This is a genomic window from Clostridium bornimense (genome assembly GCF_018917145.1).
Lineage (GTDB): Bacteria > Bacillota > Clostridia > Clostridiales > Clostridiaceae > Clostridium_AN > Clostridium_AN bornimense_A.
The window spans coordinates 30,875-55,979 of record NZ_JAHLOD010000024.1 but is presented as its reverse complement, the minus strand read 5'-3'; the positions used below and the strand labels follow the sequence as shown (position 1 = coordinate 55,979).

At 26.8% G+C, this 25,105-nt stretch carries 15 protein-coding genes; 12 read left to right on the top strand and 3 right to left on the bottom strand.

Annotated elements, in window-relative coordinates; all coding sequences use genetic code 11:
- Positions 1 to 474 precede the first annotated feature (474 nt).
- The 6 genes from KQI30_RS09905 (at position 475) to KQI30_RS09880 (ending at position 10,521) form a co-directional block, all read left to right on the top strand.
- Positions 475 to 2,829, top strand: coding sequence for an HAD-IC family P-type ATPase (locus tag KQI30_RS09905; RefSeq protein WP_216463142.1), 2,355 nt, complete (start codon positions 475 to 477; stop codon positions 2,827 to 2,829).
- 98 nt (positions 2,830 to 2,927) lie between these two features.
- A complete protein-coding gene (locus KQI30_RS09900) occupies positions 2,928 to 4,493 on the top strand; it encodes a DEAD/DEAH box helicase (protein WP_216463141.1) in 1,566 nt (521 codons plus the stop codon).
- A 317-nt stretch (positions 4,494 to 4,810) separates the two neighbouring features.
- On the top strand, positions 4,811 to 5,818 hold the full coding sequence (locus KQI30_RS09895) for a SurA N-terminal domain-containing protein (protein ID WP_216463140.1): 1,008 nt from the start codon (positions 4,811 to 4,813) through the stop codon (positions 5,816 to 5,818).
- Between the two features lie 383 nt (positions 5,819 to 6,201).
- Positions 6,202 to 8,283 (top strand): hypothetical protein, encoded by a 2,082-nt coding sequence (locus KQI30_RS09890; RefSeq protein ID WP_216463139.1) that lies wholly within the window; start codon positions 6,202 to 6,204, stop codon positions 8,281 to 8,283.
- Positions 8,273 to 9,826 (top strand): sensor histidine kinase, encoded by a 1,554-nt coding sequence (locus KQI30_RS09885; RefSeq protein WP_216463138.1) that lies wholly within the window; start codon positions 8,273 to 8,275, stop codon positions 9,824 to 9,826. Before KQI30_RS09890 ends, KQI30_RS09885 begins: the two co-directional genes overlap by 11 nt.
- A complete protein-coding gene (locus tag KQI30_RS09880) occupies positions 9,823 to 10,521 on the top strand; it encodes a response regulator transcription factor (RefSeq protein ID WP_216463137.1) in 699 nt (232 codons plus the stop codon). Before KQI30_RS09885 ends, KQI30_RS09880 begins: the two co-directional genes overlap by 4 nt.
- Before the next feature lie 162 nt (positions 10,522 to 10,683).
- Here the strand turns inward: KQI30_RS09880 and KQI30_RS09875 are convergent, their stop codons facing one another.
- Entirely contained in the window at positions 10,684 to 11,484 is an 801-nt protein-coding gene (locus KQI30_RS09875) for a hypothetical protein (protein WP_216463136.1), read from the bottom strand.
- Between the two features lie 144 nt (positions 11,485 to 11,628).
- Between KQI30_RS09875 and KQI30_RS09870 the strand changes: the two genes are divergently transcribed.
- The 4 genes from KQI30_RS09870 to KQI30_RS09855 all read left to right on the top strand — a co-directional run bounded on the left by KQI30_RS09870 (position 11,629) and on the right by KQI30_RS09855 (position 18,933).
- On the top strand, positions 11,629 to 13,407 hold the full coding sequence (locus KQI30_RS09870; RefSeq protein WP_216463135.1) for a MutS family DNA mismatch repair protein: 1,779 nt from the start codon (positions 11,629 to 11,631) through the stop codon (positions 13,405 to 13,407).
- Between the two features lie 257 nt (positions 13,408 to 13,664).
- Positions 13,665 to 15,821 carry a YhgE/Pip domain-containing protein gene (locus KQI30_RS09865; RefSeq protein ID WP_216463134.1) on the top strand — a complete coding sequence of 719 codons (2,157 nt, stop codon included), beginning with the start codon at positions 13,665 to 13,667 and terminating at the stop codon, positions 15,819 to 15,821.
- Positions 15,822 to 15,835: 14 nt separating this feature from the next.
- Entirely contained in the window at positions 15,836 to 18,025 is a 2,190-nt protein-coding gene (locus tag KQI30_RS17575) for a YhgE/Pip family protein (protein WP_216463133.1), read from the top strand.
- Between the two features lie 98 nt (positions 18,026 to 18,123).
- Positions 18,124 to 18,933 (top strand): VanZ family protein, encoded by an 810-nt coding sequence (locus tag KQI30_RS09855; RefSeq protein WP_216463144.1) that lies wholly within the window; start codon positions 18,124 to 18,126, stop codon positions 18,931 to 18,933.
- An 87-nt stretch (positions 18,934 to 19,020) separates the two neighbouring features.
- On the opposite strand, the gene KQI30_RS09850 is transcribed toward KQI30_RS09855, so the two are convergent.
- Positions 19,021 to 20,379, bottom strand: a complete 1,359-nt coding sequence (locus KQI30_RS09850; protein WP_216463132.1) for a YjiH family protein — start codon at positions 20,377 to 20,379, stop codon at positions 19,021 to 19,023.
- 190 nt (positions 20,380 to 20,569) lie between these two features.
- Between KQI30_RS09850 and KQI30_RS09845 the strand changes: the two genes are divergently transcribed.
- The gene (locus KQI30_RS09845; RefSeq protein WP_216463131.1) at positions 20,570 to 21,070 is read left to right on the top strand and encodes a hypothetical protein; all 501 of its coding nucleotides are present in this window, start codon (positions 20,570 to 20,572) and stop codon (positions 21,068 to 21,070) included.
- A gap of 229 nt (positions 21,071 to 21,299) precedes the next feature.
- On the opposite strand, the gene KQI30_RS09840 is transcribed toward KQI30_RS09845, so the two are convergent.
- Positions 21,300 to 22,550: a tetratricopeptide repeat protein gene (locus tag KQI30_RS09840; RefSeq protein ID WP_216463130.1), complete on the bottom strand. Its 1,251-nt coding sequence runs from the start codon at positions 22,548 to 22,550 to the stop codon at positions 21,300 to 21,302.
- Between the two features lie 426 nt (positions 22,551 to 22,976).
- On the opposite strand from KQI30_RS09840, the gene KQI30_RS09835 reads away from it, so the two are divergent.
- Positions 22,977 to 25,094, top strand: a complete 2,118-nt coding sequence (locus KQI30_RS09835) for an anaerobic ribonucleoside triphosphate reductase (protein WP_216463129.1) — start codon at positions 22,977 to 22,979, stop codon at positions 25,092 to 25,094.
- Positions 25,095 to 25,105: the final 11 nt, after the last annotated feature.

The window sequence follows — 25,105 nt, the reverse complement described above, 5'->3', positions numbered from 1 at the left end:
GAAAATTTAATTTTACTCATATCCACTATTTCCTCCAAGATAATTTTAATTATACATAAAAAAGTACCTATAAACTAGACACTCTTTTTTTATGTGTCCATGTTATAGGTACCATTTTAATTTGTTAATGTGATACCTCCTTTTTTATTTCATATACAAGTTGTATATTATTTTTGCCAAAAAAGAAAGAAAAACTACACCGGGGAGATGTGGTGCAGTTTTTCGGGGAATATGTCAATTGAAAACTACAATTCAAATTTATGCTGTACATTTATAATACATTATTGGATTAAATTTGTAAATAGACTTATGTAAAAAAATTTCTCTTTTTTACTTTATATTGAAAAAAATACAAATAAAACAACTTAAAATGTAAGAAAATGTAAATAAACTTAAGGTTTAATTAAGTTAGAAGAATATAGTTAATATGTGTAACAAATTTTGTTATACTAACTATATGAGGAAGGTGGGGGCATGAAAAATTTAAGAGTAGAGGATCCGTTAGAAATTTTAGGGTTAAATGATAAAGAAGTTCAAGAAAGAATAGATAAAGGACAAGTAAATATTTTACCGAAGACGCCATCAAGAACAATAGCTCAAATAGTTAAAGCAAATGTATTTACATTATTTAATGGGTTAAATCTTATATTAGCAATAGTAGTATGTATTGCAGGTTCACCTAAAAATGCTCTTTTTTCTATGGTGATTTTTACCAATACTGTAATAGGAATATTTCAAGAGGTAAGATCGAAGATAACATTAGAAAAATTATCAGTGTTAAGTTGTATAGGGGCTACTGTAATGAGAAATGGCATTAGCGTAAAGTTAAACATAGAGGATGTAGTTAAAGATGATATTATTTTATTAGAAAGTGGAGATCAGATTGTAGCTGATGGAGTTGTTATTGGAGAAGATGAATTTGAAGTTGATGAATCATTATTAACAGGAGAGTCAGAACCAATATTGAAGAAGAAAGGTGACAAAATTTTATCAGGTAGTTTTGTCGTAGCGGGAAAAGGTTATTTTAAAGTTACCAATGTTGGCTCTAATACATATGTTGCCAAGCTTGCAAGTGAGGCAAAGAAATTTAAAACTATAAATTCTGAAATGCAAGATGCTATAAATAAGATAATAAAAGTAATTATATGGTTAATTATACCTGTAGGAACACTTTTAATGGGTACACAAATAATATTTAGTGGAAAGAAGTGGGATGAAGCTGCAATTGCAGCTGTTGCAGGAATAATAGGTATGGTTCCAGAAGGATTAGTACTATTGACTAGCGTTACTTTTATGGTTGGAGTAATAACTTTATCTAAATATAAAACAGTTGTTCAAGAATTGCCAGCAACAGAGGTTTTAGCAAGAGTTAATGTATTATGTTTAGATAAGACAGGAACTCTTACAGAAGGGATTTTAGAAGTTACAGATATTAGAATGTTATCTAATTTTAATATAGATAACGTTATGTCAACATTAGCACATGCATTTCCAAGTAATAATCCTACTCAAGTAGCGCTTATGAATAAGTATCCTAAAAATAGTAATATTGAAGTGAAAAAGGTTATTCCATTTTCATCATCAAGAAAGTGGAGTGGTGCTAGTTTAAAAGGAATGGGATCTTGGATTATTGGAGCGCCTGAGATGGTATTAAAAGAAAGATATCATTATATTAAGGATAAGGTGGAAGAGGAAGCTAAAAAAGGAAGAAGAGTATTAGTTTTAGCACATTTTAAAGAAGAAAATATAACAGAAAAGCTACCGAATAATATAGAAGCAATGGCTTTAATTACGTTAGAAGACATTATAAGAGAGGAAGCACCAAGTACGCTAAAATATTTTGAGCATCAAGGTGTTGAAATAAAAGTGATTTCTGGTGATAATCCAGTTACTGTAGCTGCTGTAGCTAAAAGAGTTGGGGTTAAAAATTCTGATAAATATATTGATGCAAGAAAATTACCTAATGATATAGAAGAATTAGCAGCTATTGTTAAAGAATATAGTGTTTTTGGTAGAGTAACACCACATCAAAAAAAGAATTTAGTAAAAGCACTTCAATATAATAATAATACTGTAGCTATGACTGGTGATGGTGTTAATGATGTTTTAGCTTTAAAGGAAGCTGATTGTGGAATAGCTATGGCATCAGGTAGCGATGCTACAAGATCAGTAGCGCAATTAGTTCTTCTGAATTCTAATTTTAGTGCATTGCCTAAAGTAGTTGAGGAAGGAAGAAAAATGATTAACAATTTAGAGAGAGTTTCAAATTTGTATCTATCAAAAGCATTTTTTTCTCTTATTATGTCTATAATTTTTTGTATTATAGTACTACCATATCCATTTGAGCCAATACAATTAACACTAATAGGTTCAATAACTATAGGAATTCCATCATTCTTTTTAGCGATTTCTCCTAATAAAGAGGTAGTAAAAAAGGGGTTTTTGAGAAGAATATTAAATATATCATTACCAAATGCATTGATATTTGCATTATTTACTGTTGGAACATATTTATTTGCTATCTTTAGCGGATTAGGAGTAATGGAAAGTAGGACTATTGCAGTAATGATAGCTGGTGGAATAGGTCTTATAATATTAATAGATGTATCAAGACCATTTAATGGATTTAAAGCAATATTATTTTTATCTATGCTAATTGCATTTGTAGGTGCATTTATATTACCAATAACACAAAAAATATTTAACTTAAAAATGGTTCCATTTATTTTCATAGTTATTTCAGTGGCGATAATAATTTTAGCAGCAGTTGTTATGCCAATATTACAAGTTATATTCTCTAAATTGTTAGATAGATTAGATAAAAAATAAAGTTTTACTAGCAAATATTAAAGAAATGTATTATTATAGAGGGTAGCGTGTAGAAAATAAAATTATTATATATATTAATTGAAAGACGAGGAAATTTAATGGAAAACATAAAATTTAAAGAATTAGGGTTGAACGAAAATGTTTTAAAGTCTATAGATGAAATGGGCTTTGAAGAACCTTCAAAAATCCAAGAAAAAGTTATTCCTGTTTTATTAGAAGGTCATGATGTTATCGGTCAAGCACAAACAGGAACTGGTAAGACATTAGCTTTTGGTGCACCAGTTATTAGTAATATACCTAAGGGTAACCACATAAAGTGTCTTGTATTAGCTCCAACAAGAGAATTAGCAATACAAGTAAATGATGAATTAGCAAGAATATCAAAACATTCAAAAACAAGAATATTACCAGTATACGGTGGGCAACCAATAGATAGACAAATAAAAGCTGTAAAAAGAGGTGTTGATATAATCGTAGGTACTCCAGGAAGAGTTCTAGATTTAATAAATAAAAAAGTTATAGATCTTTCAAAATTAAACTTTTTAATCCTTGATGAAGCTGATGAAATGTTAAACATGGGATTTATTGATGATATCGAAGCTATATTAAAAGGCGCAAACAAGGAAAGACAAACATTACTATTTTCAGCAACAATGCCAGCTGAAATTAAGAAGTTAGCTAAGAGATATATGAAACCAGAATCTCAACATATATCAATCGTAAAAAATACTATTACAGGATCAACAGTAAGCCAATTCTATTTTGAAGTAAAGAATAAAGATAGATTTGAAACATTATGTAGAGTTATAGATGTAGATGAGCCAACAGCTGCAATTATATTCTGTAAAACTAAAAGAGGTGTTGATGAGTTAGTAGAATCAATGCAAAGTAGAGGTTATAGTGTCGAAGGAATGCACGGGGATATGACACAAAACCATAGAATGAATACTTTAAGAAAATTTAAAGAGGGAAGTTTAGAATTCTTAATAGCTACAGATGTTGCGGCAAGAGGTATTGATGTAGAAAATGTATCACATGTTATAAATTATGATTTACCACAAGATACTGAAAGTTATGTTCATAGAATTGGTAGAACAGGAAGAGCTAATAGAGAAGGTATTGCATATACTTTAGTTACTGCTAGAGAGTATATGACATTAAAGCAAATAGAAAGAACTACTAAAGGTAAAATAAAAAGAAAAGAAATTCCAACAATTGATGATATATTCTATGCTAAATATAAAAACATATGTGAGAGAGTGCAAGAAACTTTAAAGGGAGAAGATTACAAAAAGTTCGTTCCTATGGTAACTGAATTAGACGAAGAATATAATCTTATAGAAGTTTCAGCTGCATTAATGAGTATGATTTATAATAAAGAAGTTTCTTTTGATTATACAAAGAACTCAATAAGTTCATCTAAATCAAAACAAGTAAGATTATTCTTATCAGTAGGAAAGATAGATAGAGTAAATCCGAAAACAATTTTAAATTTATTAAACCAAGCTAATGTTTATAAGGAAGATGTAGGCGAAATAGATTTATTTGATAAGTTTAGCTTTGTAGATGTTTCAGAAAGAGTGTTAACATCTATAATGGATAAATGTAATGGCAAGAGAGTTAATGGACGTAGAGTTAGAATAGAAGTAGCTAAAGGTAGATAGTTTATTAATTTAGTTATGATAAAAATTGGGATGTCGCAATAACGATTAAGTTCGTTGGCGAATCCCTTTTTTTAATTTTGTTGTATCTTATTAAATATATGATATAATTATTAAATGATGAAAAAGTTTTCATGTATTTTAGGAGAGATTAATTGACATGAAAATGACATAAAAGCACGGTATAATCTACAAGAGTTATACTGATTTTATTTATGGAAAAGATTAATGTTTTATAATGATACGTAAAATTTTCTGTATTATAAGGTATTATGGAACAATGTATATCATATAAGACAAAGAAGGTGGAGGAAATAAAATTGAAAAGAATAAGAAATACAGTTATTGCTATTGGGCTAATAATTGCAACTATGGGATTAACATCATGTAGTATGCTAGAAAAGACTGATAAGGCAAAAGGAAAACAAGTAGTTGCAACAGTTGGAGATACTGTCATAAAAAGATCACAAATTGACGATGCTTTAAAAGATTATGAAGCAACATTAATAGAGAATTATGGAGAAGATTATCTTAAAGATGATACAGCAAAATCATATTATGAATCTGCAAAGCAAAGTAAATTAGATGAATTAGTATATAATGAATTAGTACAAATGTATATAAAAGATAATGATATAAAAGTTAATGATAAGGATAAAGAAACTTATATTGATGATCAAATGGATTATTATAAAAGTGCTTTAGGAGCTACTGATGATGATTTTGAAGAAAAAGCAAAAGCTCAATTTAATCTTACTTTAGATGAAATGAAAAATGTATTGGGAGAAATGTATTATTCTAAACTTGTTGGAGAACATTTATTAGAAGTAAACTCTAATGAGTCAGCAATGGAAAAGTATAAAGAAGATAATAAAGAAGATTACGATGCTATGGAAAATCAAAAAGCTGTTCTTTATATCGTAAATACAGATAAAGAAAAAATTGAAGCTGCTAAGAAAGAATTAGACGAAGGAAAATCAATTGATGAAATAGCATCAACTTATTCAACAGATTCAGGAGCAAGTAATGGTGGGTTCTTTGGATTTATTGATACAGATTCAGATGAGATGTCTAATATAGATGCTAATTTTGTTGAAGCTGTGAAAAACTTAAATGTTGGTGAAAAATCAGATATAATAGAGTCTACTAAAGATGATGATGGAAATCTAAAATTTGGATATTTCTTAATTCAAATTATTGATAGAGAAACTGGACTTAAATATCAATTAAGACAAGATGTTCTTACTAATGGTGTAGAAGCTAAGTTGAAAAAGATATATAAAGACAAAATAGAAACAGACAAATATAAAGATAATTTAAATAATTAATAATTTTATAGTGCATTAATATACTATAAAACAGATTAAAATATATGGGTGTTACGCAGTATTTTACAAGTAGATATTGTGTAATGCCCTTTATTTTATAGAATTAATAGATAGAATAAAAGATATTACTATTAGCGAAAAAGAAATGGTATAGATAATGAAAAGTTTAATGATTTAGAAGAACTTAAGAATTATCTTAAGAAAGTCTTAAGAACTTTATCACTTTTATCGTAAGATTTATTCTGTATTATATAAGTATAGAGAATGATAAGGGGGGACTTTTTATGGAGGTTACTATTAGAAAACAATATTATAGTATAATGGGATTAGTATTTATAATAAGCATGATTTTATTTTGTATAGTGGAGTTAAGGTGATAACGTATGAAAAATTTTATTAGATTACTGATGGGAATATGGAGTATTATATTAGTTTTTACTATAGGGCTATCTATAAATTATATTGATACTCTTGATGTTACTGGGATAGGTGTAAATGGTGATACTTCAGTGCTTATTTCTTATAATGCAGGTGCAAGTATAGCAGATAATGCTATAGCCGATCATATTACAGAGAAAAATTCTTTTGATGATATTGATAAGAAAGTTGATAATTTAATAGATACAAATACTATAAATTATTATATTAGATTTACTGATGGCGAAGGAAAAGTTAATGTAGTTTCCAATGTAAAAGATGCAAAAAATCTTGATGGAGAAGAGTTACTAAAAACTCTTATTAATGATAAAAGTATTTCATATCTTAATGGAGATATAATACGAGAGAAAGAAGAACCAGAAAATTGGAGTGAAATACAAGAAAGATATAATTATTATGATGAATATGATGGAGAGTATAATAAAGATTTAGTTGAGGAATATAAAAACGATACTAAAAAAGACGTAAAAATGGTCAAAGTTTTAAAGTCAGAAGAGCAGTCCATTAGTCAGAATAAAGATAGTATGATTGATCATGTGAAAAAGGGACTAAAGGGTAAAGGTGTAATATATACATGGGCAAAACCAGAAGTAGTAAAGGCAAATATGTATAAGATATCTAGTTCCTATAATGAATTTAATAGAATTATTACAGTAATGTTGATATCTTTACTAGCAATATTATTTATTGGATTTTTATTAATAAGATATCTCATTAAATCTAATAAAATTGAATTTGCTGAAGTTACAAATATAAATTTATTTATTGAAATAAAAATAGTTATTGCATCTTCACTGGTGGCTATGTTAAATAACTATATTCAAAGTAATAGAGGATTAGCATATTCTATATTGTCACATATATGTAATAAGAAAGGAATTAATATTAGTACTTATAGCTATATTTCTGGTGTAATAAAGATATTGGCACAAGGAGCTCTTATAGTTATTGTTACTATGCTTATTTGGTGGGGATTAAATATTGTTTTATCAAAGGAATTTAGAAAAAAGGAATTAGAAAAATCATTATATTTAAATTTAAAGGATAATGCTAAGTTAAAAGGATATTATATGTTAGTAGCAGTTGGTATAGCATGTTTTATAATAATATTCAATGTTCTTAATAATAGTAATTATATGTTAGCTATAGTTGTATATATTGTTATATGTTTTGTTGTAATAATTCCTATAATAGCAAAATTAATAGATGGATTTACTTATATTAACAATTGCACTAGTAGAAGCAATAAAAAGATCTATGAGAAAATGGATGAAGTAGGGATGATTCCTATTGATATAATAATAAAAAATATAAATTCAATAAAAGAAAGTATAAAAGAAAAAGTTACTTCAACAAGTAGTAATAAAGATTTTAAAGAACAAGTAGTTGAAAATATGGCAGAGCAGCTAATAGAACCGGTAGAAAATATGGTTGGGTACTCTAAAGATATTTTTGATAAAAAAGATATTAAAGAAAATTTAGATAAGTTATGGATAGAATCTAATGAACTTAAAGAATCTGTAGATAGATTATTTGAGATATCAAAAGCTAATACAAATACATTAAAATTGAATTTATTTGATGTTAATGTAGCTAATCTTTTGGATCAGGTTATTGGTGAATATGAAGATGAGATAGAGAAGAATCAATTAAAACTTATAAGACATAATAAAGAAGTATTTTATAGCAGATTAGATGGGGAGAAATTTTTCAAAGCATTAGATAATCTGATGAATATTATAGTCAAGGAAGCTTTTAAAAATACTAGAATTTATATAGATACTATAGCTGGAGATAAAAATGGAATTCTAGAAATTAAGTATATTTCTAGAGAAGAGGTTGTTTTAGATGATAAAGTTAATATTTTAGAAGCTATTAGTGATGATGGCAGCAATCAACTACTATTATCAAAGGCTTTAATAGAGGCACAAAATGGTGATGTTGATATATTAGTTGATGGGGATTTGGTGAAGATTACTATAATGTTGAAAGTTTTGAATAAAGGAGGAGAAGATAATGAAAAATAATAAAGTAAATTTTGAAACTATAATGTTTTTAATATCTAGTTCTCTTTTATTAAATTGTTTTTGTGGTTATATAGCATATATTTCAAGTGTGGAAAGTGGTGTATTTTATGATTCTTATGGAGGTACAGTAAATATATATCCTATAAATAATGGAATACTGAAAGGAATTGTAATTTTAATAGTTTTAGCAGTAATTTCATTATTATCCTTTATATTAATGAAAAGAAAAACAATTATAAGTAATGTTAAGTTTAATATTCCATATGATGCAAAAATAGTATTGCTTCTTGGCTTATTAAGTATGTTTATATCTTATATATACGTAAATGTTAGAAGATATGCTTTAAGTAATTCTATATTATCCTTTTTAGCTGGTATAGGGAATGAATATTTTATAAATAGCTTTTTAATAAGTCTTATGTCTACTATTGCATTATATATATCAACATTTATACTTAAAGATTTAATAAAGTCATTTAAAAATGAAAAGTTAATAATTGAGGATTTTGCTTTATATAAGATTTTTAATTCTACAAAAACAGTTTTTAAGAAAAATAAATTGATGAATTTTATTATAAAAGGATCAACGGTATATTTAGCACTTAGAGTATCAATGGTGCTAATTTCGATGGTTATATATGGTAATGTATATTATATTATTTTTGGAATTTCGTTTTTTGATATACTAATTTTATTTCTTGTATTAGCTCCTATAGGAATAAAATTGCTTAGGGAAACTTGGTTTTTATATAATAAGAGCAATTCCTTACTATTAGGTACAAAGTATAATAAGAAAATAAAAAGTTTATATTTAGCAGAAACTTTTAATAATTTAGATGGATTAAAGCTATCTTTAGATAAAGCTTATAAGGAAAATGTAAAGGAAGAAAATTTCAAGAGTCAGCTTATAACTAATATTTCACATGATATAAGAACTCCACTAACATCTATAATAAATTATGTAGATATACTAAGAAATAAAGATGTTACAGATGAAGAAAGAGATGACTATACAAACAGAATAAACAAAAATTCCTTGAGACTTAAAGCATTAATTGATACATTAAATACTGCTGAGTATAAGTTAGAGTTAAAAGAAATAGATTTAAGCAATTTAATTATTAAAGAAATTGATAATTATAGTGGGAAGTTAAAAGAAAATAATTTAACTTTAAGAACAAATATTATTAAAGAAGCTATAATTTTAGGTGATGAAAAAGGATGTCATAGAATTATACAAAATATTTTTACAAATATAATGAAATATGCAATGGAAGGTACTAGAGTATATTTGGAAATGAGAGAAGAGTTTGATAAAATAGTATTATCAGTAAAAAATGTTTCTAAATATCCTTTAGATATAACAGGAGAAGAAGCATTACAAAGATTTACTCGTGGAGATAAATCAAGAAATACAGAAGGTGCTGGACTTGGTCTTTCCATTGTAAAATCTTTAATGGATTCACAAGAAGGTGAAGTAAAGGTAGATATAGATGGTGACTTGTTCAAAATAACCTTAGAATTTGAAAAGGGGAAAAGATGAGTAAAAATATTTTAGTAGTAGATGATGAAAAAGACATACGAGATTCTATAGGAATATATTTAAAAAGCGAAGGATACAATATTTACTTAGCAGAAGATGGAATGAAAGCTCTTCAAATTTTAGAGAATGAAGATATACATTTGATAATAATGGATGTAATGATGCCTAATTTAGATGGTATAAATGCAACTATGAAGATAAGAGAAAGTAGAAATATACCTATAATAATGGTAACTGCTAAATCTGAAGATGTTGATATGATATTAGGATTAAATGTTGGAGCTGATGATTATATTAGAAAGCCATTTAACCCTTTGGAATTAGTAGCTAGAGTAAAAGCGCAAATGAGAAGATATGTTACTCTTGGAACTTATGAAAAAGAAACTAAAGATTCTAATGAAATAGAGGTAAGAGGACTGGTTTTAAATAATGAAACAAAAGAGGTACATATAAATGGTGAAGAAGTTAAACTTACACCAATGGAGTTCAAAATTCTAGCACTTTTAATGGAGAATACAGGACGTGTTTTTCCTATAGAAGAAATCTATGAAAGAGTATGGGAAGAACCTTTTTACAATTCAGAAAATACAGTAGCAGTTCATATACGTAGAATAAGAGAAAAAATAGAAATAAACCCTAAAGAACCAAGATATTTAAAAGTGGTATGGGGCGTTGGATATAAGATTGACAAGTGATACAAGCTTTATGAATAAAGGCGTTGAAGCAGTTAGTTAAATTATTCTGCTTCAACTCCTTTATTTTTATTATTGAAATAAACAATTAATTTATAGTTAAAATACATCATAAGAATAAATTGTATTTAAAAGATATACAAAGTAAAATATTCCTGTGCCCTGTTAAACGCTTATTATTTTTAAGTCTTTTAGTTGTAAAGATCCATTTTCGTATTTAAAAATTCCTTCTGCTATTGCTATGGTGTTATCATTAGAAAAACCTATTATTTTTTGATATGTTACTAATTCTACAATACCATCTTTATCTACATCTACTAATTCTGCTTTATAATATCCAGGTATATATGAACCTATCACTGATGAGGTTATAGTACCTTTAGCATCGTAGGCATTAGGATATTTTGAAGGATTTTTAAGTTTAAGACCATAGAGCTTATTTAATTCTAAATTTTTAACTTCATAATAATAGTTATCTTTAAGAGTAACTATATAATTAAGACCACGATTAAATTTTTTACTATCAATAACTTCAGAAGGTACTAAATTTTTAAATGATAGTATGTTTTGAAAAGAGAAACTACAACTACCTCCACTGTTTATGGAAATTAATATTTCTTTTATACCATCCTTATTTATATCTCCAAAAGATATTTTAGGGTTATATCCACTGTCAAAATACCCTGGACATTTTATTACGTATTTTGATGTTGCACCATCTATAACGCAAATTTTAACAGAAGATTTGATGTCATCAGTATTTTCAATATTTATAGCTAATAATAAAATTTTGTCATTGATATTATCACCGGTAACATCTTCATTATATTCTGAAATAATATTATATTTTTTTAAATCTTCTATAGTTTCAATAGTAGTATTTTCTGATGCAAGTGAATAATTATTTATAAAAGCAAAAGAAAAAAGTATACTTACTAAAAATATTAAAGTGAATTTAATTTTCAAAAATAACCCTCCTTACTATTACCAGTATCCCCTAGAATTATGTTAAATATTTATTATATTATTACTTTTATAATAAAATAGGAGGATATTTATAGTTTTTAGGGTATAATTATATATAGAAATATATTTGGGGGTAATAAAAAATTGAGATTTAAGGAAAAAGCTGATAAGTTAGAACTAGAAAGAAATAATGCAAAGAAAAAAAGTAATTCATTATCCAACTTTAGAGGATTAACTATGGTTGCTATAGCTATTATATTATGCACAATATTTTTTGATAGATATACTCTTTTAAGAGGAGTAATACTAGTTATATTAGTATTAACATTTGTATATTTTGTTTATAAACATAGTATAGCTATAAAAGAGTTAAAGTGGATAGAAAGATTAATAGAAGTTAATAAAAAATATGAAGATAGGGCTTCTGGGAGTTGGAAGTCATTTACTGATAAAGGTGAAGAGTATTGTAAAGAAGACCATTTCTATGGTATGGATCTAGATATAGTAGGAAGGAATTCACTTTTTCAACTTATAAATACTACAAATACGTTCAAAGGAAGAGAAAAGTTAGCGAATGTTTTATTAGGACCTCATGATTCTATAGGAGAGATAGTAAAAAGACAACAAGCGGTAAAAGATTTAGGTGAAAAATTAGATTTTGTTCAAAAGTTAGAGGCATCTGGAATAAAATCATCAGGTATAACAAAAAAACCAGATGAATTAATAGATTTTTCTTCTAGAAAAAATTTTGCGGAGAAGGTTGGGTTCATTTCTATAGTAAGATATATCCCAGTTGTCCTTATAGCAATTCTTATAACCAATTTATTCCTTAAAATGCAATTAGTATCTTATATTGCAGTAGGATTATTTGTGGTGCAAATATTATTTAATATTTATGGGGCTATGAAGTTTTCAAAGGACTTAGATGAAGTAGGTATTTATAGTGATGATTTAACTACATATAAAAATATTATACAGGTTATAGAAAAAGAAGATTTTCATGCACCATACTTAAAGGAATTATCAAAAAAGATAGCTATAGATGAAAATGGTGGGAAGAAGTCTATAGAAGCTTTAGAAAAAGTATCAAGAAAGATTGCGATAAGAAATAATACATTAATTTATTTTCCATTAAATTTAATATTACTTTTAGATTATAGATTTATATATAATCTAGAAAAATGGAGAAGAAATTATGGCGTGGGTATAGATAAGATTCTTGAATATATAGGTGAGATTGAAATGCTTGCAAGCTTAAGTGTATTAATTCATACAGATGAGTGTAATAAGTTTCCTATATTTAAAGAAGAACAAGGTATTGTAGAAGGTAAAAGTTTAGGACACCCACTAATCAATAGAGAAAAACGTGTATGTAATGATATTAATATAAGTAATAAAATTTTCATTATAACAGGTTCAAATATGGCAGGAAAAACCACTATACTTAGAACTATAGGTATAAATATGGTTTTAGCATATGCCGGTGCTCCAATTTGTGGAGAATCAATGAATTGTTCTATGATGGATATTTTCACATCAATGAGGATTGGAGATAATTTAGGAGAAGGAATTTCTACATTTTATGCTGAATTGTTAAAAATAAAGGAAATTATAGCTTTTAGTAAAGAAGAGAAGCCGATGATTTTCCTCATGGATGAAATATTTAGAGGAACAAATTCTTTAGATAGAATAGTGGGAGCAGAAACGGTGGTTAAGACTTTAGATAGACCTTGGATTATTGGAGGAATAGCTACTCATGATTTTGAATTATGTCATTTAGATGAAAATAGTAGAATTGAAAACTATCATTTTAGTGAAGGATATGAAAATGATAATATAGTTTTTGATTATAAAATAAAAAAAGGTAAGGCTACAACAACAAATGCACAATTTCTTATGAAGATGGTTGGATTAGAAATATAAAATATAGGGATTAAGACATAATGTCTATCTATTGTGTCTTAGTTCCTTTTTTATTGTATCAATAAAAATAGAAAATAAATTTAACAAATATATTTACAATAAAATCTATTTAAGGAACGGGTAACGATTACATTTTAACAAAATATAAATAAACAGAAAATAGTATTTTAATTAGATTATTTTAGTATTATAATATAATAAGTTATTATACTAACCAGTCAGTATAATATAGAGCAGTGGACAATGGGAGGATAAATATGAAAAATGCTTTGAAAGTATTTAAGAGGGATCTTATTAGTATAATAAAAAGTCCAGTAGCAATTTTAATAGTGGTGGCAGTATGTATAATTCCATCTCTATATGCTTGGGTAAATATTAAAGCTTGTTGGGATCCTTATGAAAATACTAGTGATATCGCAGTAGCGGTAGTAAATAATGATAAAGGGACTAAATTCAATGATAAAGATTTTAATTTTGGTGATTCAGTAATAGAAAGTTTGAAAGAAAATAAAAAAATAGGTTGGAAATTTGTAAATAGTAAGAAAGCAGAAAATGGGGTATTAGACGGAACTTATTATTCATATATTGAAATTCCAGAAGATTTTTCTGAAAATTTAGCAAGTCTTACAACTGATAATCCTAAGAAAGCTACTATAATATATAAAGTAGACACGAAGACTAATGCAGTAGCAGTAAAAATAACAGATACAGCTAAAAAAACATTAGTAAATGAAATAACAACAAATTTTGTAGCTTCAGTAAATGAAATAATATTTTCATATTTAGAGGAAAATGGACAATCTTTAAAAGCGGATGAAAAAGCAATTATAGATTTAAAGAATAATATTATTAATATAGATAATAATATGGATTTAATAACAGGAGTATTAGATAAAGTATCAAGCAGTTCTGGAGACTTAACTGGATATTTATCAACATTACAAACATCTATACCAAAGTTAGCGAAGAGTATAGAAAATTTAAAGAATAATACAGCAAATACTGGAGAAACATTACAAACTTCTATAGAATCAATAAATACATCTATAGATAACATACAATTTAGAATTAAAGCATCACAAGGATCAACAGAGCACATTATATCTTTAATTGGCGATTTGGAAAAGTTAGATACTTCAGGTATACGTAATGAAGGATTAGCTATTGTTACATCAATACAAAGTGATCTTCAATCTATATCAAATAATATTAAAGATATAAAAGATTTCTTAGAGAAAATAAATGTGGATAAAAATAGTGAAGTTATAACTAACATGATTTCTACGTTAAATAGAGTAAATGAAGTAATTAAAGGAATGCAAACTGATATATCAGCAATTCAAAGTGCTATTAACAATGGTAAAATGGATACCGCTGCTATAGAGGATATTAAGAAAAATATTAGTAAGATTAAATCGAATTTAGAGTCTATTTCAAATCAGTATACTAATACAGTAAAAGGTCAATTAAATAATATGGCAAGCAGTTTGAAAAACAGTACTGATGATGCTGTTAAGTTAATTTCTAAAACTGAAGGAATAACTACAGAATTACAAAGTATGCTAACTACAGCAACAGAATCTACAGATTTAACTAATGAAATGGCAGGAAAATTAAAAAATAAGTTAGAAGAGTTTTCTGGAGTTATAAAAGAAGTAAGTGATAAGTTAAAATCAGTAAAAGATAATGATATATCTCAAATTATTGCTATTTTACAAAATAATCCTGAAGTGATGGGTGATTTTATATCAGATCCGTTTAAAGTGAAAGAAGAAGCAATCTTCCAAGTACCAAACTATGGATCAGCTATGGCACCATTATATACAGTATTAGCATTATGGGTAGGTGGAGTTATTGTATCAGCAATGTTTAAGACAGAACCACCAGAATTTGAAGGTAGTGAAAATTTAACTATAAAAGAAAAATATTTTGGAAAAATGTTGACATTCTGCTTTATTGGAGGAGTACAAGGTCTTATAGCAGTACTAGGTGATTTATATCTATTAAAGGTACATGCTGTAGAGCCGCTGCTTCTTATAGCATTTTCAGTTGTAACTGCGTTAACTTTTTCAATAATAATATATACTTTAGTAGCTTTATTTGACAATTTAGGTAAAGGAATATCTATAGTATTTTTAGTAATTCAATTAGCTGGTAGTGGAGCATCATATCCAATACAAGTTAATCCAGTATTCTTTAGAATAGTACAACCTTTTTTACCGTTTACATATGCTGTAGGGGGATTTAGAGAAGCTATAGCTGGAGTAGTTACTTCGAATGTTATAAAAGACTTTGCATTTTTATTTATAGTATCATTGATATTTATTGTACTTGGATATTTCTTAAAGTTGAAAACTAATGATACAATGAATAGATTAAAAGCTAGATTCAAAGAATCAGGTCTTGCAGAGTAGGAGGTGACTTTTCAGTGAAGAAGGTTAAAAATAGAAATACATTTAAAAATATATTTGGAATATATAAAAGAGATATAAGTAGCATTATAAGAAATAAAGTTGCCTTAGCTGTAATTATTGGTTTATGTGTAGTGCCATCATTATATGCATGGGTTAATATATATGCAGCATGGGATCCGTATGCTAATACGGGAAATGTTCCTGTGGCAATAGTAAATGAAGATGATGGAACAGTTCTAAATGGTAAACAAATTAATGCTGGTAAGAATGTAGTGAAAGAACTAAAGCATAACGACAATATTGACTGGAAGTTCTTAGAAAAGGAAGACGCTGAAGATGGATTAGAATCTGGTAAGTATTATGCAATGATAGAAATACCAAAGGATTTTACTGAAGGATTAATTACATTAATTAGTACTGATCCTGAAAAGCCTACAATAATATATAAGTCTAATGAAAAGTTAAATGCAATAGCAAACAAAATTACAAGTGCTGCAGAAACTACATTGATAGCAAAGATAAAATCAACATTTGTAGGTACAGTTAATAAAACAAGTTTAGAGATATTAAATGATTTAGGATATAATATAGAAGAAAATAAATCTGAAATATTACAAATCAAGAATACTTTAGATGAAGCTAAAGGCGATATAGAAAGAATAAAAGGAAATATAGATCAAGCTAATGTAAATTCAACTAGCTTTGAAGCATATTTAAAAGACTTACAAAATAACTTACCATTAATAAGTAGTAGTGTTTATAGTTTAAAAGAGGTAGCAGAAAGTAGTAGGATTATAACATTTTCTACCCAAAACACTTTAAATTCAATAGTAACAACTTTAAATAATGATATGAGTAACATTAAGACTCTTGATGGTAGTATTACAGATAAGCTAAATAAATTAAAAGCTTTAGTTAGTTCTACTGAAATTGATAGAGATGCATTAATATCTGTTATTGATGAAATAGAAAAATTAAATAACTCTATAATTTCTAAGATAGATGCAAATATAAAGTTTTTAGAAGCTATTAATAATATTAAACCAGGAAGTACTACTGCACTTATAGAAAAGCTTAATGGTGTAAAAAACAGTTTAATTTCTAATAGCGAATTAGAAAACTTAAAAGATATTATTAATTCAGATAGTGGAAATAAAGAGACAATTTTAAACAATATAGATAGGTTAGTACAAATAAATAATGCTGTTAGTAACAGTATTTTAGATAGTTCAAATAATTTATATAATACTGTTATACCTGCAATTAATTCTACAGCAAATAACTTATCAGGAACTTTAGATAAAGTTAATGCACTTTTATCAAATATTGAAGGGATAGTACCTAAGTTAGATGCATTATCAACATTTGCTATAGATACATCATCAGCTACTAAGTCAAAGACTAGTGAGTTAAGTGATAAAATTGGTAGTTTCCAAGAAGAATTAAATAAGCTTGTTGATAAGTCTTCAGTTCTTACAGAAGATAATATAAATAGTTTATTAGATGTTATGAATAAAAATCCTGATGTTATATCAAGTATATTATCATCACCTATAGAAGTGGATGAAGAGGAAGTATATAATGCAAGTATATTTGGTGTTGGGTTAGCACCATTCTATACCTCTATAGCAATTTGGGTAGGAATATTACTTGCTTGTGCAATCCTAAATATAAAAACAGAAGAACATTTTGCAGAAGAACATAATGTTACTCCAATGCAAGAACACTTTGGTAAAATGTTATTAATATTAACAATAGGAATAATTCAAGCATTGATAGTTTCTTTAGGTGACGTAATAATTTTAGGAATAAAACCAGAAAACTTTATGTTATTTATAGGCACTGCTTTATTAGTAGCTATTACATTTACTATGGTTATATATGGACTTGTTTCAGTTTTCGGAAATATAGGAAAAGCTGCAGCGGTAGTAATTATGGTATTTGCTATTGCTGGAACAGGTGGAATATATCCTGTAGAAACAAATCCGCATATTTTTGCAGTATTGAAGCCGTTTTGGCCTTTCACTTATGCAATAAATATGTATAGAGAAGCTATAGCAGGTCCATATTGGGATGGAGTAATGAATAATTTAAAGGTAATGGGTATATTTATTGCAATATTCTTATGTTTATCTGTACTTAAAAAACCAATGATGGTAATAAGTGAAGGTATGAGCGAAAAGTTCGAAGAAACAGGATTATAAGATTAAAATAAATAATTAAATAAAATTTGCACCTCAGTGAGTAAGTATTTTGCTTATTTACTGAGGTGTTTTTATTATTGTTTGAGTTTTTTTTATAAATTAATAAAAAGATCATATTTGTACCATTAGGATTTTTACTACCAATAGTTTTTGAAAATAAGTTTAAAACCTTTACTTCAGTGTTAATTGTTTCGTTTATAACTACAGTTTTGACTGAATTTATTCAAATGTTTACACTTAGAGGAACAGATATAGATGATGTTATAAGTAATACTTTAGGAGGAGTTATAGGATTTGCATTATATGTTTTTTGTGTGGGAATATATAATTTTAAGAAAAAGAATAGAAAAATAACTTTAAATAATTATAGATTAAAATGTATTATGTCAATATTATTAATAATAGTTACATTGGCTCCATTTCAACTAATTAAAGTTATTGATAGTAATAGGGAATTTGGACAAGTGTATTATGGACATCAGATTCCAGAATCAGTGCAGCTTATTAGCGAGATACCTTCACAAGAAACAAAAGGTATAGTATATAAAAATGTTAAATTAGAGACAAAGGAAGAGGTAGCTACAAGATTAAATGAAATTATGGGATTAGATATTAAATTTTTAGAGGATGATTATGGTATATATGAGGGAGATGTAGAGGATATGAGTATTTTTATATACGAAGATAATACTTGGTATATAAGTTATTTAGAAGAAAATACTGATATTGATGTATCTAGAATTCCAAATGAAGAAGAAGGTAAAATTATTGCAGAAGAATATTTAAAAAAATTTAGAATTCAGTTAGATCATATAGAATATAAAGGGATTGATAATGAATACAGAGATGAGTATCTACATTTAGTATATACTCCTAAAAATTTAGAGAAAGATATATTCATTAAGTAAGTTGTATACTACTTACTCTTAATATTTAATTTATATTAAAAGGGTTGTTACTCACGAAGATTAATCGTTTTTGTAACAACCCTTTATTTAAAATATTAAGTTTGCAGCTAACACAATTATAGGTAGTGTTATCAATGTTCTTAGTATAAATATAAAAATTAAATCTAATAATTTAATAGGAATTTTAGAACCTAATAAAAGTCCACCAACTTCAGACATATATACAAGTTGAGTTACTGATACACTTGCTATAATAAAGCGAGTCATATCACTTGTTATATTAGCAGCTAATATTGAAGGTAAAAACATATCTGCAAATCCAACAATAAGAGTTGGTGCCGCTGCAGTAGCTTCAGGCACATTAAGTATATTTAACAATGGAATGAATGGTATACTTAGCCACTGAAATAAAGGAGTATAGTTAGCTATAATAAGCGCTATAGTTCCAAAGGCCATTATTATAGGAGTAACACCTATCCATAAATCAAATACATTTTTAAATCCACTGATTATAATAGAAGATATATCTGAAGAATTGTTAGCTTTATTTATTGCTTGTAAAAGTGACCATTTGAAAGTTGAAGTTCCAGGAGGTACTGGAGACTCTTCCTTTTTCATATTATCAGATATATATTCATCTTTTTTCATAGAAAGAGGCGGTATTCTAGGCATAATTATTGCTGCTACTACTCCCGCTATAGTTATAGTTAAGTAAAAAGGTAGAAACGTATCGCTAAGACCTACTTGTGCCAGAACTACTAATGAAAAAGTTATAGAAACAACAGAAAAGTTTGTTCCTATTATAGAAGCTTCTTTTTTAGTATAATAGCCTTGCTCGTATTGTTTATTAGTAAGAAGTATTCCTACAGTACCATCGCCTACCCATGAAGCTATACAATCTACTGAAGAACGACCAGGTAGTTTAAATAGTGGACGCATTATCTTAGAAAGTAATGTACCAAAGAATTCTAGTAGTCCAAAATCTAATATAAGTGGTAATAATAACCCTGCAAATAAAAATACACTAAATAATGTAGGTAATAAATCGAATAATAATGTTCCACCAGTATCTGCACTATAAATAACTTTTGTACCAATTTGGAAGTAAGTTAGTATTGCTAATATAGCTCCAATTATTCTTGAAATAAACCATATAGGAGATATATTAAATAAGTTATTTAAAAAGTTATTATTAAGTATAAATTTTGGCTTAAATATTTTAGTATATATAGAACCAACTGCAGAAATAACTATCATAGTAGTCATAATAGCTGTAAGATAATTATTAAGAAGTGATTGCAAACTCTTAGATAAAAATGCTACAACAACAGTGATGCTACCATTGAGAGGTAGTGGAATCATAAATATAAAAATTCCTATTAATGAAGGAATTAAGAATTTTAGTATTCCCATAAAGGAAAAATTTTTGTCTTTTGTGTTAATCATAGTACGGCTCCTTTATCATAAGTAAGTAATTTCGTCATAAAATATAAATATATATTCACAATCATTAATAATTATACGAAATTATTGCAAAAAGTACAGAAAAAAAATTACATACTATTATTTTGGATAAAAACTTTGAAAATATTTATATGGTATACTATAATTTTGTATTTAGAGAGGTGATTATAATATGAAATTTCAATATGAAGAATTATTAGATGAATATAATTTATTAAAACTTCAAGATGTTCAAGAAGAATTAAAGTTAATAGTTGATCAATATATGAATCAAGAAAAGTATGATGAAAGTAAAAATCAATTAAATAATATGATAACTATACTAGGTAGATTTGCAAAAAGTAATTTTAAAGTTATGGCAGATATACCTACGGAATATTTTAATAATTATTTAGAAACATATAGCTACTATCTTATAAATAATGTTATAACATTATTCAAGTTAGGTGAATATAAAGAAGCTATGGATATGGTAAACTATGCAGGAAAAATAAATGTTAAAGGAAATTCTGATTTTTATGCTACATTAGATAATATGGCATTTAACTTATCAATAAAATCAGGAGAAATGCCTAAGGTATTATTTAGAGAACTTTATAAAGATGGATTACCTTATGAAACAGCAGTGGAAAATTTAAAATCTATAATAAATGAAGGGTTATTACCTTCATAATCATTAATGGTATGTCGCACAATGATCTGACTCTTGTCAAGTAGTTAGATCATTGTGCGGCAGTTTTTTAGCAAAATAGAAGTGCAGGTCACAGGTATATAGGAAGCTTTAGTTTCCTAAAGACATTTATATTTGATATATAACTATTAAAGGAGGTGTCGCTCTAACAACTTTTCATTTGTTAATGCGATACCTCAATAGTATCATTATATTTATTACAAGGTAGATATTAAATTTTTTGAGTATCTATAGGGAAGATTTCTCCGTTATTCAAAATAAATATGTAATCACTATCTAATATAAAATTGAGATTAATGGAAGTCTTTTCTTTTTTATTATAAATAGCAATATTATTGATTGATAAGTTTTCTATATTAAAGTTGTTAGTTGTATCATCACAAATAATCAATATATTAGAAGAAATTTCGTTTATTGATAAAATTGTATTAGTATCGATAGAGTTATCGGTAATTATTATAGTAGTAAATTTTATATTAGAATCTAAAGATAGTGAATTTAATTCATCTATTATAGAATCAATATTTTTTTCTGTATAAAAATATTTTGTGCCATAGAAAGAGCAGTTGCTAGATTTATATTTTTTAAAAGAATTTAATGCCTCGCTATAATGAAATAATTTAAGGAAACACATTCCTTCTATAAAAAATAAATCTTTATGATTTGGGAAAATATTAAGCCAATATTGGATGTTTTCTAGACAATCTTTAAATTTATTTTGTTCTAGTAAGCATATAGACATACTTACAGCTAAATAAACACTATAAACAAATTCTACATTAAATTCATGTCTAGAATAGAAAATAGATTTTTTGAAATATGTTTCAGCACTTTTATAATCTTTAAGATCCATAAATATTTCACCAACACAAAAGTAATAATAGCCATCTTTCTTATTCTTTTTAGTTGAATTTATAAGAGAAAATTTATTTTTATTACTTAGTATAAAATCTTCTGGTGAAAGTTTTCGTTCTAATACTAATGTACTTTGTATAGTGTTAAAATTATTATTATTTAATGAAAAAGAAATAGTATCATTTATACAGCCTTGAAAAAATATATTCTTATCTATTTTAAATAGTCTAATTTCATAGTAATTATTACATATATTATCTATGTATTCCTCAATTTTAACGGCAAATCCATCATATAAAGTGTCAGTAAGAGAATATAATTTACTACATTGCTCTTCACTTATAGTTTCATTGGAATTCATAAATAGTATGTAGTCACATTTACTTTGATTTAAAATATAGTTTTTGCTAGTCTTTACATCACAGTTATTAGTACAAGTAATTATATTTATATTTTTATATGTATCTATTAAATCATATAGTAATGGAAAGGTATTTGAACAAATTAAGTATATTTCTTTAACATAAGTTGAGAGACGCCTTAGTGTTATTTTAATATTAGAAGACTCTACAGTATTTATCATACATAATGCTAATGTGTTGCCCATAGTAACCTCCTCATAAATAAATGTCTTAATAATAGAATATGATAAATAGATATCTTAATATTACATTTAATAGAGGAAACCGTACCACTAAATGTAATAAAAAAGTAGAATAAAAATTCAAATAAAGAAAAATAAAGAAAAAAATAAAGTCGAAATATAAACAAATTTAATAAAGAATAGAAAAAAGTCTTTTGTAGAAAGAAAGATGTAATAAGATTTCTAATTAAGGATATAGAGAAGAATTCAACACATATAGTGTAAGAAAATAAAGAGAAAATGAATAAAATATTAAATAAGACAAAGGTAATCTATTATAAAGCCATGTAAAAATTTTTTTATATGGCTTTTCATTTTGCAAAAGTAAAGATAAAGAGATATAATAATATACGGCTTAAAACTATATATTGTGTTTGGGGAGGATCGTATATGCTATATGTTGTGAAAAGGGATGGGAGAAAAGTACAATTTGATGCTGATAAAATTTCAAAAGCTATTAAAGGTTCAGCTATTGAAGGGAATATAAAATTAAAAGAAACAGCTTTATTAGATATTACTCATAAAGTTATTGAAAAAATAGAAGAAATGAGAGTAGAGTCAGTAACAGTAGAAGAAATACAAAATCTTGTAGAGGCCTCTCTAAAAGAAATAGGGTATAAAGATATTGCAAGTTTATATAATAGCTATAGACAAGAGAGAACAAAAGTAAGAGAAATTAAATCTGATTTGATGAGAGCTATTAGTGCTATTGGAGTAGAGACTGATAGAGATAATGCTAATGTAGGTAATAATTTTTCATCAAAGTTACTTAGAATAGCATCAGAATCAAATAAGTGGCATAATTTAGCGATAATGCCAAAGAAATTAGCAAAAGCTCATGAAAATGGAGATTTATATTACCATGATTTAGATAGTTACAATTTAACTGTAAACTGTTTACATATACCTACAAAAGAGGTATTGGAAAATGGATTTAATACAGGATATGGATATATAAGACCACCGAAGAGAATAGAATCAGCAGCAGAGTTATCTTGTATTCTTCTTCAATCAACTCAAAATGATATGTTTGGGGGACAATCACATCCTGATTTTGATAATGATATGGCTGAATTTGTTGGATATACTAGAGAACAAATCAGAAAAGAATTAGAGGAAATGGAAGTTCCTGAATCAAGAATAGATCAAATTGTTGAAAAGAAATTAAGAAGATCTGTTGAACAAGCTATGCAAGGGATTGTATATAACTTAAATACAATGCATTCTAGAGCAGGATCACAAGTACCGTTTTCATCTATTAACTTAGGAATACCTTATACAGAAGAAGCAGCTTTAGTTTGTGAAGTATTCTTAGAAGAATATGATAAAGGATTAGGAAATGGTGAGCAACCTATATTTCCAAATATAATTTTTAGAGTTAAAGATGGTGTAAATAAGAAAGAAGGGGACCCATATTACTATTTATTTAAAATAGCTTGTAGGGTAGCATCAAAGAGAATGAATCCTACATTTATGAACATAGATGCTGATTTCAACAAGGAATACTATGACAATGGATATATGCCAGCAACTATGGGATGTAGAACTTATTTAATGAGTAATATAAATGGTGAGCCAGGTACAAAAGGAAGAGGAAATATAGCACCAACTACTATAAATCTTCCTAGATTAGGAATATTAGCTGATGGTGATATTAATAAATTCTTTGAATTATTACAAGATAGATTAGAATTAGCAAGAGAAAGTTTATTACACAGATATAATGTATTAAAAATGCTAAGAATAAAAGATTTGCCATTTGTAGCTGGTCAAGGTTTAATGAAAGGTTCAGAAGGATTATCACCTGATGATTCAATAGAGCCTATATTAAAACAAGGATCATGGGCAATTGGATTCATTGGATTAGCAGAGACTTTAACAGCTCTTATAGGATCTCATCATGGTGAAACTGAAGAAGCAAGAGAATTAGGAATAAAGATTGTAACATATATAAGAGAATTTTGTGATAAGAACAAAGAAATAGATAGACTTAATTGGAGTTGTTATGCAACACCAGCGGAAGGGTTATCTGGAAAGTTTATTTTAAAAGATCAACAAGTATTTGGAAAAATCAAAGGGGTAACAGATAAAGATTATTATACAAATAGTTATCATGTTCCAGTAGGATATAAAATATCTATAGTTGATAAAATAAATATTGAAGCACCATATCACAAGTTATGTAATGGTGGTCATATAAGTTATATAGAATTAGATGGATATCCAGATGAAGAAACAATAGAAAATATAATAACTTATGCATATGGAAATACTAATATAAGTTATTTAGGAATTAATTTCCACATTAAATATTGTAAATCATGTGGAACATATCTAGAATCTGAAGATCATAAATGTACTAATTGTGGTAGTGAAGATATTCAAGGAATTTCTAGAGTAACAGGATACTTAAGTTTAGATGAAAGATTTGGTAGTGGTAAAGTTGCTGAGAGAAGCGATAGAATATCACATACTAATGGAGAAAGAACTTATTGTGATGTACTCTAAAATTTAGGAGG